This window comes from Providencia sp. M-27, from assembly GCF_011077905.1.
GTDB classification, from domain to species: Bacteria; Pseudomonadota; Gammaproteobacteria; order Enterobacterales; family Enterobacteriaceae; genus Providencia; species Providencia huaxiensis.
The window spans coordinates 101,143-114,399 of the sequence record NZ_JAALBT010000011.1 but is presented as its reverse complement, the minus strand read 5'-3'; the positions used below and the strand labels follow the sequence as shown (position 1 = coordinate 114,399).

Sequence of the window (13,257 nt, the reverse complement as noted above, 5' to 3'; positions counted from 1 at the left end):
ATGAAAAATCGCACACTTGGTAGTGTATTTATTGTTGCAGGTACTACGATTGGCGCAGGTATGTTAGCTATGCCTATCGCTGCCGCTGGTAATGGCTTTTTAGTTAGTTTGGCTATGTTATTAGTATTGTGGGCATTGATGTGTTACACAGCATTGCTTTTGGTTGAAGTTTATCAACATGAATCTCACGAAACTGGGATCGGTAGTGTTGCTCAACGGTATTTAGGGCCTAGCGGTAAATTTATTACGGGCTTTAGCATGATGTTCCTTATGTATGCATTGACAGCGGCTTATGTGAGTGGCGCAGGGGAAATTATTACTTCAAATTTAAAAAGTAGTTTTGCCATTGATATGGCTGATTGGATGGGAATTGTTGTATTTACCATCATTGGTGGGGGAGTTGTATGTTTTGGGACTTCATCAGTAGATTTCATCAACCGTATTTTATTTGCTGCAAAAATTGTTTTCTTAGTCATTATATTGGCGTTAATGATACCTCATGTTGAGCAACAGAATTTATTAGCAGCACCAACTGAAAAAGTCCTCATTTTATCGGCTATTCCCGTATTTTTTACCTCCTTTGGTTTTCATGGCAGCGTCCCTAGTATCGTCAAATACATGGGGGGAGATGTCAAAAAACTTCGTGTTATCTTTATCATCGGTAGTGCTATCCCGTTAGTTGCTTATATTTTATGGCAAATTGCAACATTAGGGAGTATTGGCACAACAACATTTGTTGGTATTCTGGCTGAAAACGCAGGGCTTAACGGGTTGCTCGATGCAATTAAGGATGTAGCTCAATCAGGAAAAACAGAGTTAATAGCACAGATGTTCATGAGTTTGGCATTAGCAACCTCTTTCCTTGGGGTCGCTTTGGGGTTATTTGATTTTTTAGCCGATTTATTTAAACGCCAAGATAATGCTTCAGGGCGCATACAAACGGGTTTACTTACCTTTGGACCACCACTAGTTTTTGCTTTATTTTATCCTAAAGGGTTTGTAATGGCGTTAGGGTATGCCGCGATTGCACTTTCAATACTCGCCTTATTATTACCTAGCGCAATGGCATTCAAATCAAGAACATTGAATCAACGGAAATATCAAGTCCTAGGTGGTGGGTTAGGCCTATCATTGGTATTTATTTGTGGAATTATTGTTATTGGTGTTCAGTTAGGGATTGTCTTCAATATATTACCTAATATTGGTTAATAAAATACGTGTATACAAGCCAGCCGTATCTTGATGGCTGGCTTGCTCAATTCCTAAAAGCCTTTCCTAAATTTACTGCATAATTTACTCAGCTAGACAATTCACCGCACATTTTTACTGTTGTATCGACAGTTAGTCGGTATAATCCATATAAGAATGATTATCATTAGCACGTTATGCACAAAAACAGATATATCTAAAGCTAGCATTTTCTGTAAAAGTAACTATTATATTAGATATATCGGTTTTAGTACGAATAACCACTGAGAATTTTAATGGCAAGTGAACAACAACTAGACCCGTGTTTGTGTAACGGTAAAAGTGTTAGCCGTATGTTTAACCCTAAACAGTTAAGGATTTATATCCTGCATTTACTGACAGGGGGAATTAATTACGGTTATGAGCTAATAAAAAAAATTGCAGAAGAGACAGCGGGTTTTTATTGCCCGAGCCCTGGGGTGATATATCCGACTCTAACGTTGTTAGAGGAGCTAGGGTTTATTTCAGCGGGTAAAGATAATGGAAAAGGGCGAAAGTGTTATGTCATTACCCCCGAAGGTCGCTGTTTTTTATTACTCAAAGCTGAAATATTGGCAGAAGTTCAACTAAAATTAAAATATGCACAGGAATTAAAAGCAGGTAATCAATTTGCTAATGAAATTGAATGTGCCGTAGACAAATTTAAGTCATTGTTGAGACACCAAATAGTGATACAACAGTTGACGAAAGAAGAGACAACAAGAGTCGTTGAGATCATTAACCGAGCAGTAGAACGAATTGAGCAAGTCAATGCCGTGTTAGTGGCAGAGGAAAAATAAAATGGCTAAAACGAATGATATTATACAAGCAAAAGAGCGTTTATATATGAAAGAAACAAGCAAAATACCACAAACCGACGCCCCGGTTTCATCTGAAAATGAACCGCCTATAAATACGAATAAAGAGGTTAAGTTTAAAGAAGTTGTATGCCCAAGTGTCCCAACTTCATATTTTAAGCGGGCTAAGAAACAGAAAATAAAATAACAATTTGGATAGTTTACAAAATCTTTATTCACATAAAATGCATAAAGAATAAACTTTATTTATTTTCATTATTGATGAACAACGGTACTCATTTCTATTATGTCGTCAATAAGGTAAATTTTAGGGTGCATATAATTATTTTGTAAACTGTAACTATCATCCTATATTAATATACAGCTTCTTAAGAAAATCCCCTGATCACTAACGTTACCAGGGGTATCGGTTACAAGCCCAATTTAGCGTGTATTTGGGCTATTTCGTTGCTCCACTGTTGTTGTAACTGTGGTTTTTGGTGGCTTAGTTTGCGTTTTTGGTCCGCAAGTAATTTTTGCTCCAATATAAGCAATGTTTCTAACAACTCATCTTCATGAGTAGTTTCCTTACTGGGAATTTTAACCATCGATTTAACAGGGGCATTTCCCCCAATTGTAGACGCTAATAATGGTTGTGTTTGCTGTTCAATTTTATGATAGATATCATCAAGATTAAGGTATTCCTCTAACCGATTATCATCGATAAACCAGAATCGTTGGCAACTATTTTCAATGAGCCACCTATCATGGCTGACGACCAACAATGCTCCAGAAAATAAGCTAATTTGCTCGCAAAGTGCTTCCTTACCTTCTAGATCAAGGTGATTGGTTGGTTCATCCAACAAAATCAACTCGTACTGGGCCAAACTTAAACCAATAAACAATAATCTAGCGCGTTCGCCACCGCTCAGCGTAGCGACTTTTTGTTGATGACGAGTGTAGGTAAAACCCGCACCAATCAATGCCATTTTTCGTTGTTCATCGGTTAAAGGTGCAAAATGACGTAGTGCATCCAATAGACTATCATTATCATTTAGCTGCTCTAATTGTTGGTCATAATATCCAACACTAATTGCAGGATGAAACTTCAACTGTGCGCTATAGCGTAAGTCTTGCTGATAATGTTGCCAAAGTAGGCGCAGAAGTGTTGATTTACCACAGCCATTGGCCCCCATGATAGCGATACGCTCACCACTTTTCACTTGATGAAATGCCGTTTTAAATAACGAATTTCCATTCGGTGTTGAGACAACGGCGCCTTCCAATTCCAAAACTCTATCTGCAGGAATGGCTTTACCATTTAAGGCAAGCCGCCATTGATAGCCTTCAGTTAACTCTGTTTGGGCATCTTTAAGGCGGTCAATCTGTTTTTCCATTTGCTTAGCTTTGCGTGATAAGGCTTCATTGTCATACACATGCCCCCAAATGGCTAAGCGTTTGGCACTTGATGCAATACGGTCAATTTCTTTTTGCTCTGCTTGGTTACGGCGTGCGTCGGTGACGTCTTTTTCACTCAATGCTTGTCGTGCTGCACTGCAAGGTAACCGATAAAAATGCAGTGATTTATCTCGTAAGATCCAAGTGCAGTTACTGACTTTATCTAATAACGATTGGTCATGAGAAACTAGCACAAAACTGCCTTTCCATGATTGTAAGAAGTTACCTAACCAAATAAGTGTGGGTAAATCTAAATGATTACTAGGTTCATCGAGTAACAGTAAATCGGGTTGTTCAATTAAAGCACGGCCCAGAAGCAAACGTGTATGTTGTCCACCACTGATTGCATTCGCTTTTTGTTCCCATTGCTCAGGTGTAAAACCTAATTCTGATAATATAACCTCAGCTCGCCAACGTTCAGTGACTTTATCTTGTTCAGGTAACTTTTGAACAAGTGCATCAAGCAGTGTCAAACTGGCAACATCATCGGGTAAGTGTTGTTCAATATAAGCAGTTACACAATGATTCGAATAAGTGATACTGCCACTATTGGGGGAGAGTTGTTGGGTTATTAGCTTCAACAATGTACTTTTGCCACTTCCGTTATGGCCAATTAAACCAATACGGTCACCTTGTTGAACAGTAAAAGAGATGTCATTCAATAAGGTAGAGGTTGAAGTATCGTAATTTAATGATTTTACAGTTAATAAAGTGCTCATAGCTTACTCAAATTTTAGGCATAAAAATACCAGGGATAGCCGTAACGACAACCCAGTAAGCTGAGGGAAGGTTTTCTTTAGTGGCTTCGCTCAGGCAGGGTTATCGCAGTATAAAACTGTGAAAGCCTGAGCTCTGGCGATTACCAAAGAAGTGTGAATATTCAATAAGATCACACAACAACATAAATTAGCCTCCTTAATATTCATCTAGTTAATCGATGAGACAATTATAGCTAATATGTTATTTAACCGACAAGGTCCGAAAATGCGCTCTCCGATTATTATGGGAAAAAGCATATATAGGTATCAATAATACTTATATCACGCGCAAAGAGATGAATAATATTGCTGCGAATTGGGTTCTTGTTATGTAACGTTTAAAATCATGATTCAAATAACAAGAGAGCCCCAAATGAATGTAGAAATAAAACCCGCAACCCGTGATGACGCTGCTTTGATATTAGATATGATCATTGAATTAGCAGATTATGAAAAAGCACGTCACGAAGTTAAAGCCTCGGTGGCTGATATAGAAAATTCCCTATTTGGAGCGAACTCAAGCACAGAAGCTTTAATCTGTTATGTGGATGGGAAGCCAGCAGGATATGCCGTATTCTTTACTAGCTATTCAACATGGTTAGGCAACAATGGTATTTATTTAGAAGATTTATATGTTTCCCCCGATTTTCGTGGCGCGGGAGCAGGAAAAAAATTATTAAAGCATATTGCCGTGTTAGCCGTAGAACGAAAATGCCAACGGTTGGAATGGAGCGTTTTAGATTGGAATCAGCCTGCAATTGATTTTTATAAAAGTATTGGTGCAGAGCCTCAGGATGAATGGGTTCGCTATCGAATGGATGAAAAAATAATTGCCGAATTCGCAAGCTAATATTTAGTCACTGTTCAAATATTGCTGAATAAAGCCAGTAAGTTAATTTGCTGGCTTTATTTTTTGAATTAAATATATACAAATGATGCCTTATCCTGATTTTTGTAAGTTTATTCTGTTTTTTTGTGACATAAGGCAACTAAACTTAAGCCAAACGTTGATAAACTATCATTAAATTAAATAGATAGCCAATTTAATGATAGTGGTAACACTTACTTGGCCGAGTTTATAATAAATAATATTATTTTTAGTTTTAATGGTATTTATTTCGTATAGAGACAGTTATGTCATTTTATTAATAATCACCAGGTTAATAATCAAAATAATTGTTGTTCCTTGTTTTCTCATTTAATGGAAAGGGATGGTATGAAAATAAATAAGCAAAAAATATCTTTTTACATCATTTTAATATTAATTATTGTTGCGGGTGGTCTTTATTACTGGAATGTTAATTCAGGTGGGCTACCTGCTGGGTTCGCGCAAAGTAATGGTCGTATAGAAGCAACAGAAATTGATATTGCCACTAAGACGGCAGGGCGTATTGAAACGATTAATGTAAAAGAAGGCGATTTTGTTAAAGAAGGGCAAGAACTTGCTCGTATGGATACGCGAGCACTCCAAGAGCAGCTACATGAAGTACAGGCTCAATTACGCCAAGCTATTAGTGCAGTGACGACGGCTGAATCAGCTTTAGCACAGCGTAAAAGCGAAAAAGTTGCAGCTCAAGCTGTCGTTCGTCAACGTGAAGCTGAGTTAGATGCTGCACAAAAACGACTAAATCGCTCTAGAGCTTTGGTAAGAACAAACGCCGTTTCTCAACAACAAGTGGATGACGATACCGCCCAGATGCAAGGTTCTCGCGCAGCCCTGGAAGCGTCGAAAGCCCAAGTGGCTGCAGCGACATCAGCGATTGATTCTGCCAGCGCTGGTATTGTTCAAGCTAAAAACCGTGTTGACGCAGCGACAGCAACGGAACGTCGTATTATAGCGGACTTAGATGACAGTATTCTAAAAGCGCCAAGAAATGGGCGTATTCAATATCGTGTAGCTGAGCCCGGTGAGGTACTTGGGGCAGGTGGACGGGTCTTGAATATGGTCGATTTAAGTGATGTATATATGACCTTTTTCTTACCAACTGAAGACGCAGGTAAAGTTGCCTTAGGTAGTGATGTTCACATTATACTCGATGCTGCACCAAACATCGTGATCCCAGCGAAAGCCACTTTTGTAGCAAGTGTCGCACAATTCACACCGAAAACCGTAGAAACACAAAATGAACGCTTAAAATTAATGTTCAGAGTACGTGCGCGTATTTCTCCAGAATTATTAGAGCAACACCTTGAATATGTGAAAACAGGGTTACCTGGAAAAGCATATGTGCGTTTAGACCCTAACGGATCTTGGCCTGCTGAACTTGAGGTGAGATTACCACAATGACCAATAAACTGATGGATGATGTGATTATTGATATACAGCATGTCAGCCAGCATTATGGTGATAATTGTGCGTTGGATGACATTGTGCTTTCCATCCCAGCGAGAAAAATGGTTGGGTTGATTGGCCCCGATGGCGTAGGGAAATCAAGCCTGATCTCCCTGATTGCAGGAGCAAGAGTGATTCAACAAGGCCAAATAACGGTACTTGATGGTGACATGAATGATATTGAACACCGTAGAGCAGTTTGTCCTCGCATCGCTTACATGCCTCAAGGGTTAGGAAAGAACCTTTACCATACGTTATCTGTTTATGAAAACGTTGATTTTTTTGGTCGGTTATTTGGCCAATCAAAAGCTGAGCGTGAATATCGCATTCAAGATTTGCTTGAAAGTACCGGGCTTGCGCCATTTAAAGACCGTCCGGCTGGCAAATTATCAGGCGGTATGAAACAAAAACTTGGGTTATGTTGTGCGCTAATTCATGACCCTGACTTATTGATTTTAGATGAACCTACCACTGGGGTTGACCCGTTATCTCGCGCACAGTTTTGGGATTTGATTGATCGCATTCGTTTGCGACAAACCAATATGAGTGTTTTGGTCGCAACTGCGTATATGGAAGAGGCGGAGCGCTTTGATTGGCTAGTGGCAATGGATGATGGCAAGGTGCTCGCTACAGGCCATGCATCTGAATTAAAAGCCCAAACGCAATGTGATGACCTTGAAGCTGCATTTATTGAATTACTACCTGAAGAAAAACGCAGTGGGCACAAAAAAGTCGTGATCCCTCCGCGTGATACCTCGAAAGACAATATTATTGCCATTGAAGCCCAAGACCTCACCATGCGTTTCGGTAACTTTGTAGCAGTTGGCCATGTGAATTTTAAGATCCCAAAAGGGGAGATTTTTGGTTTCTTAGGCTCCAATGGTTGTGGCAAGTCAACCACGATGAAAATGTTGACGGGTTTGTTACAAGCCAGTGAAGGGCAGGCATGGCTATTTGGCCAAGAAATAGACCCGAAGGATATTGAAACACGCAAGCGTGTCGGTTATATGTCACAAGCATTCTCATTATATAGTGAATTGAGTGTTGAGCAGAACCTTGTGCTTCATGCCAAGCTTTTTCATATATCTGAGGATAAAATCCCTCAGCGAGTTGACGAAATGTGCCAGCGTTTTGAACTTGATGATGTGCGAGACGTCATGCCAGACGACTTGCCTTTGGGGATCCGTCAAAGGCTATCTTTAGCTGTCGCGGTTATTCATGAACCTGAAATGTTAATCCTTGATGAACCCACTTCAGGTGTAGACCCCGTTGCCAGAGATATGTTTTGGAATTTAATGGTTGACTTATCAAGACGTGACGGTGTCACTATTTTTATTTCTACCCACTTTATGAATGAAGCAGAGCGCTGTGACCGCATTTCACTCATGCATGCAGGTAAAGTCTTAGATTGTGATACCCCTGTTAACTTGACCAAGAAAAGAGGGCTTGGCACGCTTGAAGAAACCTTTATCGCCTATTTACAGGATGCCGTGGGGGATGCAGGACAAGGACAAGAGACCGCGCCAGAGTTCCACGTTGACCCTGAACTAAAAGAACAAGCGACTGAAGCATTGAAAAAACGTTTTAGTTTGCGTCGGCTATTTAGCTATTCCATACGGGAAGGCATGGAGTTACGTCGTGACCCTGTACGTTCAACACTGGCATTATTAGGAACGGTAATTCTTATGTTTATCATGGGTTACGGCATTAGCATGGATGTGGAAAATTTACGCTTTTCAGTGCTAGATCGCGACCAAACAGGGCTAAGTCAAGGATATACACTGAACTTAGCTGGTTCACGTTACTTTATCGAACAACCCCCAATCAAAGATTATGATGATTTAGAGGCTGGTATGCGTAGCGGAAATATTACCGTTGCGATTGAGATCCCACCTAACTTTGCAAGAGATGTTGCTCGAGGGAGTAACGTTAAAATTGGTGTGTGGATTGATGGTGCGATGCCAAACCGCGCTGAAACTGTGCGTGGTTATGTACAAGCGATGCATTTAGCATGGCTGAGCACGATGGCTGCGCGCCAACCGGCTGGCGTTGCAGGGATACCGGCTATCGACATTGAGACTCGATATCGTTATAACCCAGATGTTCGTAGCTTGCCGGCAATTGTTCCCGCGGTTATTCCATTATTATTAATGATGATCCCAGCCATGCTGAGCGCGTTGAGTGTTGTTCGGGAAAAAGAGCTCGGTTCGATTATCAATCTTTATGTTACTCCGATCACCAAATTAGAGTTTTTACTTGGAAAACAGCTCCCTTATATTCTATTGGGTATGTTTAACTTTGTGCTACTTTGTATATTATCGGTATATATATTTGGTGTTGAATTTAAAGGCAGTTTTCTGACGTTAACGTTGGCTGCATTTTTGTATATCAGTATTGCAACAGGCATGGGGTTATTAATTTCATGCTTTATGAAAAGCCAAATTGCGGCAATTTTTGGTACTTCTATCATTACATTGATACCCGCAACTCAATTTTCAGGAATGATTGACCCTGTCTCATCATTGGAAGGTATTGGCCGCTGGGTTGGGATGGTCTATCCAACATCACATTTTTTGACTATCACACGAGGAACTTTCTCTAAGGGATTAAATTTATTCGATTTACAGTCATCATTTATCCCATTACTGATCACCATACCTTTGGTTATTGGGCTAAGTGTTCTATTCCTGAAAAAGCAGGAGGCATAGCGATGATCCGTAAAATTCAGAATATTTTTAACCTAGGAGTCAAAGAATTACGCAGTTTAGGCCGCGATAAAGCGATGTTAGCTTTGATTGTTTTTGCTTTTACCGTGTCGATTTATTCGTCAGCAACCGTGACGCCTGGATCTTTACATAATGCGCCTATTGCGATTGCGGACCAAGATAAATCACAGTTATCAAACCGAATAATCAATAGTTTTTATGCACCTTATTTCTTATCTCCTGTAGATATTACGCCAGACCAAATTGATGGTTTGTTAAACCGTGGTTCATATACGTTTGCATTAGATATTCCACCTAATTTTCAACGTGATGTGCTTGCAGGGCGGCACCCAGAAATTCAAGTCAATATTGATGCAACAAGGATGAGCCAAGCCTTCTTAGGAAATAGTTATATTCAAAATATTACCTTAGGGGAAGTGAATGAATTTTTAGCAAAATACCGTAGTAATGCGAGTTTGCCTGTCGACTTGGAAGTACGCATGCGCTTTAACCCCAATTTGACACAGTCATGGTTCGGTTCTGTCATGGCAATCATTAATAATATTACGATGTTATCGATTGTTTTAACGGGGGCGGCGCTGATCCGCGAGCGTGAACACGGTACAGTCGAGCATTTGATGGTTATGCCTTTAACACCATTTGAAATTATGATGTCGAAAATATGGTCAATGGGGCTGGTGGTACTGATCGCATCCGGTGTTTCCTTAATTTTGGTCGTAAAAACATTGCTACAAGTACCAATCGAAGGGTCTATCTTATTGTTTATGTGTGGGGTGGCCTTGAGTTTATTTGCGACAACGTCGATTGGTATTTTTATGGGGACGATTGCACGCTCCATGCCCCAGTTTGGTTTGTTGATGATCTTAGTGCTATTGCCATTAAATATGCTTTCTGGCGGGATGACTGCGCGAGAAAGTATGCCTCAGCTTGTTCAAGATATTATGTTAACCATGCCGACAACACACTTTGTTAGCCTTGCTCAAGCGATTTTATATCGCGGTGCTGGCTTCCAAATTGTTTGGCCTCAATTTGCGGTTCTTGTTGTGATTGGTGCTGTGTTCTTTTCTCTCGCACTCATTCGTTTTCGTAAAACGATTGCCACCATGGCATAACCTACTGTACATAAAACATCCATTAAAAATAAAACGCTTGCTGAATTGTTCAGTAAGCGTTCTAATACTTTGCCTATTAATTATATGAACATGATTAGGTTGTGCCTATCAAATCGATAGTAGGTAATGATTGGATTAAGCTGCTGTAAAACAGTAACTTAATAGGCAACCAAACAGGAGAACATCATATGTCATTAATTAATACTCAAATCAAACCATTTACTAACCAAGCATTTAAAGATGGCCAATTCATCGAAGTTTCTGAAAAAGATGTTGCAGGTAAATGGAGTGTTTTCTTCTTCTATCCAGCTGACTTTACCTTTGTTTGCCCAACTGAACTGGGTGACATTGCTGACCATTATGAAGAATTCCAAAAATTAGGTGTTGAAATTTTCTCTGTTTCTACTGACACGCATTTCACCCATAAAGCATGGCATGCAAGCTCAGACACTATCGGTAAAATCAAATATGCCATGATCGGTGACCCAACTGGCGCATTAACACGTAACTTTGAAAACATGCGTGAAAACGAAGGTTTAGCAGACCGCGGTACTTTCGTTGTTGACCCACAAGGTATCATTCAGGCAATCGAAATTACTGCTGAAGGTATTGGTCGTGATGCAGCTGACCTGTTACGTAAAGTTAAAGCAGCACAATATGTTGCTAGCCACCCAGGTGAAGTTTGCCCAGCTAAATGGAAAGAAGGTGATGCAACGCTGTCTCCATCTTTGGACTTAGTCGGCAAAATCTAATTAATCTATCTTAATTGATTAATACTGAATAATTCAGGTTGCAGGTGTTTAGGCCTGCAACTTGGATCATGACGGGTATATGTACCCGATTTTATGATAAAAATTAAAGGGGATTACATGCTCGACAATAATTTACAGGCACAGTTGAAAGCCTACTTAGAACGTTTAACTAAACCCGTTGAATTAGTTGCTAATATAGATGACAGCCAAAAATCAAATGAAATCAAACAGCTGTTAGAACAAATTGCATCACTGTCAGATAAAGTCACTGTACGTGAAGAGCGCAATAGCGCACTAAGAACACCGTCTTTTTTAATTACTAACCCAGGTACAGATAGTGGTTTGCGTTTTGCAGGTTCACCTCTGGGACATGAATTTACCTCTCTTGTGCTAGCATTATTGCAAATCGGTGGTCATCCATCGAAAGAAGCGCAAGAGTTATTAGAGCAAGTCAAAGGCCTTGAAGGCGAATTCCACTTTGAAACTTATTACTCTTTATCTTGCCATAACTGCCCAGATGTTGTTCAAGCTCTGAACTTAATGGCAGTTTTAAATCCAAATGTTAGTCATACCGCCATTGATGGCGCGCTTTTCCAAAACGAGATTGATGAACGTAATGTCATGGGCGTTCCTGCGGTTTACCTGAATGGAAAAGAGTTTGGTCAAGGGCGTATGACACTCAGTGAGATTGTGAGCAAAGTTGACACGAATGCCGATGCGCGTGCGGCGAAATCACTGACAGAGCGCGAGCCTTTTGAAGTCCTCGTGATTGGTAGTGGGCCAGCAGGAGCTTCAGCAGCAATCTATACTGCACGTAAAGGGATCCGCACAGGTGTGATAGGCGAGCGTTTTGGTGGCCAAGTCATGGATACGGTTGATATTGAAAACTATATTTCAGTTATCAAAACGGAAGGCGCCATTTTTGCAGGTGCGTTGAAGAACCATGTGGACAGCTATGATGTTGATGTTATTGATGGACAGTCAGTGACAAAATTGATCCCTGCTGCGCAAGAAGGTGGTTTACACCAAATCGAAACAGCATCAGGCGGGATCTTAAAATCACGCAGTATTATTATTTCAACGGGTGCTCGCTGGAGAAATATGGGCGTTCCAGGGGAACAAGAATACCGGACGAAAGGTGTTACATTCTGCCCACACTGCGATGGCCCATTATTTAAAGGCAAGCGTGTTGCCGTGATTGGCGGTGGTAACTCAGGTATTGAAGCGGCTATTGACCTAGCGGGTGTCGTTGACCATGTGACTGTACTGGAGTTTGCGCCAGAACTGAAAGCGGACTCAGTATTACAGCAAAAAGCACGTAGCATGAAAAATGTGGATATTATCGTTAATGCGCAAACCTTAGAAGTAAAAGGTGATGGCAGTAAAATGACCGGCCTTGAGTATAAAGACCGCACTGATGATAGCGTACATTTATTGGAAGTGGCGGGGGCATTCGTACAAATCGGTTTATTGCCTAATACCAATTGGTTAGGCGACACCGTTGCCAGAAACCGTATGGGCGAAATTGAAATTGACGCTCGTAACGAAACCAGTATTAAAGGTATTTTTGCTGCTGGTGACTGTACTACAGTACCTTATAAGCAAATTATTATTTCAGCCGGAGAAGGGGCCAAAGCCGCACTTAGCGCATTTGACTACCTGATCCGCACAAGTACCAGAACCGCTGAATAGGTGTAATTTACTTTATATTCAGTGAGTTGTAGTCAAAAGGCACTCGGGGGCGAGTGCCTTTTTTTTGTGCATAATACTGGCCATCTTTTATTATTGCCGTTAACTTTAGTTAATGATTTTGACTGTATCACCTAAATATTTTTCATTGTATTAAATAAATTTATTTCATTAACCAATGTTTAAGTCTTCGTGTCGAATATTCACTCCCTCTAGGAAATTGGCTATATAATACACTTAACATCATGAATTATAATGTAAAATAATATTTCTTAGTTCTCTGTCACATAATTAAAATAAGTGAAATAAATGATCATGAAAATCATTCACGTTCGAAATGAAATTAAGTCGCTTTCACTCAGTCAACAGCTCTGGCATAAATTAGATAACGCGAGCAAGTTAACGT

10 protein-coding genes are annotated in these 13,257 nt (G+C 40.2%); 9 read left to right on the top strand and 1 reads right to left on the bottom strand.

The annotated features are described in order from the left end of the window. From tyrP to G6Q48_RS15740, 3 genes are all read left to right on the top strand, one after another. Complete coding sequence (gene tyrP, locus G6Q48_RS15750; protein ID WP_102140380.1) at positions 1-1,209, top strand: tyrosine transporter TyrP; 1,209 nt, start codon at positions 1-3, stop codon at positions 1,207-1,209. Positions 1,210-1,484: 275 nt separating this feature from the next. Then, on the top strand, positions 1,485-2,027 hold the full coding sequence (locus tag G6Q48_RS15745; protein ID WP_125894386.1) for a PadR family transcriptional regulator: 543 nt from the start codon (positions 1,485-1,487) through the stop codon (positions 2,025-2,027). Between the two features lies 1 nt (position 2,028). Further along, on the top strand, positions 2,029-2,232 hold the full coding sequence (locus G6Q48_RS15740) for a DEAD/DEAH box helicase (RefSeq protein ID WP_102140382.1): 204 nt from the start codon (positions 2,029-2,031) through the stop codon (positions 2,230-2,232). A gap of 223 nt (positions 2,233-2,455) precedes the next feature. Here the strand turns inward: G6Q48_RS15740 and G6Q48_RS15735 are convergent, their stop codons facing one another. Continuing rightward, on the bottom strand, positions 2,456-4,201 hold the full coding sequence (locus G6Q48_RS15735) for an ABC-F family ATP-binding cassette domain-containing protein (protein WP_166267485.1): 1,746 nt from the start codon (positions 4,199-4,201) through the stop codon (positions 2,456-2,458). 412 nt (positions 4,202-4,613) lie between these two features. Here G6Q48_RS15735 and G6Q48_RS15730 point away from each other — a divergent pair, with 412 nt between their 5' ends. The 6 genes from G6Q48_RS15730 (at position 4,614) to ahpF (ending at position 12,854) form a co-directional block, all read left to right on the top strand. Continuing rightward, on the top strand, positions 4,614-5,090 hold the full coding sequence (locus G6Q48_RS15730) for a GNAT family N-acetyltransferase (RefSeq protein WP_102140384.1): 477 nt from the start codon (positions 4,614-4,616) through the stop codon (positions 5,088-5,090). Positions 5,091-5,456: 366 nt separating this feature from the next. After that, positions 5,457-6,527 carry an HlyD family secretion protein gene (locus G6Q48_RS15725; RefSeq protein WP_166267483.1) on the top strand — a complete coding sequence of 357 codons (1,071 nt, stop codon included), beginning with the start codon at positions 5,457-5,459 and terminating at the stop codon, positions 6,525-6,527. Beyond that, positions 6,524-9,280 (top strand): ribosome-associated ATPase/putative transporter RbbA, encoded by a 2,757-nt coding sequence (rbbA, locus tag G6Q48_RS15720; RefSeq protein WP_166267481.1) that lies wholly within the window; start codon positions 6,524-6,526, stop codon positions 9,278-9,280. Before G6Q48_RS15725 ends, rbbA begins: the two co-directional genes overlap by 4 nt. Positions 9,281-9,285: 5 nt before the next feature. Further along, on the top strand, positions 9,286-10,410 hold the full coding sequence (locus tag G6Q48_RS15715; RefSeq protein ID WP_168222884.1) for an ABC transporter permease: 1,125 nt from the start codon (positions 9,286-9,288) through the stop codon (positions 10,408-10,410). 188 nt (positions 10,411-10,598) lie between these two features. Further along, a complete protein-coding gene (gene ahpC, locus G6Q48_RS15710) occupies positions 10,599-11,162 on the top strand; it encodes an alkyl hydroperoxide reductase subunit C (protein WP_166267479.1) in 564 nt (187 codons plus the stop codon). Between the two features lie 117 nt (positions 11,163-11,279). Beyond that, a complete protein-coding gene (gene ahpF, locus G6Q48_RS15705; protein ID WP_166267477.1) occupies positions 11,280-12,854 on the top strand; it encodes an alkyl hydroperoxide reductase subunit F in 1,575 nt (524 codons plus the stop codon). Positions 12,855-13,257 lie beyond the last annotated feature (403 nt).

Excerpts from the sequence above, each read along its gene's own strand:
- G6Q48_RS15745 (WP_125894386.1), top strand. The coding sequence starts at position 1,485 with ATGGCAAGTGAACAACAACTAGACCCGTGTTTGTGTAACGGTAAAAGT.
- ahpF (WP_166267477.1), top strand. The coding sequence starts at position 11,280 with ATGCTCGACAATAATTTACAGGCACAGTTGAAAGCCTACTTAGAACGT.
- ahpC (WP_166267479.1), top strand. The coding sequence starts at position 10,599 with ATGTCATTAATTAATACTCAAATCAAACCATTTACTAACCAAGCATTT.
- G6Q48_RS15730 (WP_102140384.1), top strand. The coding sequence starts at position 4,614 with ATGAATGTAGAAATAAAACCCGCAACCCGTGATGACGCTGCTTTGATA.
- tyrP (WP_102140380.1), top strand. The coding sequence starts at position 1 with ATGAAAAATCGCACACTTGGTAGTGTATTTATTGTTGCAGGTACTACG.
- G6Q48_RS15725 (WP_166267483.1), top strand. The coding sequence starts at position 5,457 with ATGAAAATAAATAAGCAAAAAATATCTTTTTACATCATTTTAATATTA.
- G6Q48_RS15740 (WP_102140382.1), top strand. The coding sequence starts at position 2,029 with ATGGCTAAAACGAATGATATTATACAAGCAAAAGAGCGTTTATATATG.
- rbbA (WP_166267481.1), top strand. The coding sequence starts at position 6,524 with ATGACCAATAAACTGATGGATGATGTGATTATTGATATACAGCATGTC.
- G6Q48_RS15735 (WP_166267485.1), bottom strand. The coding sequence starts at position 4,201 with ATGAGCACTTTATTAACTGTAAAATCATTAAATTACGATACTTCAACC.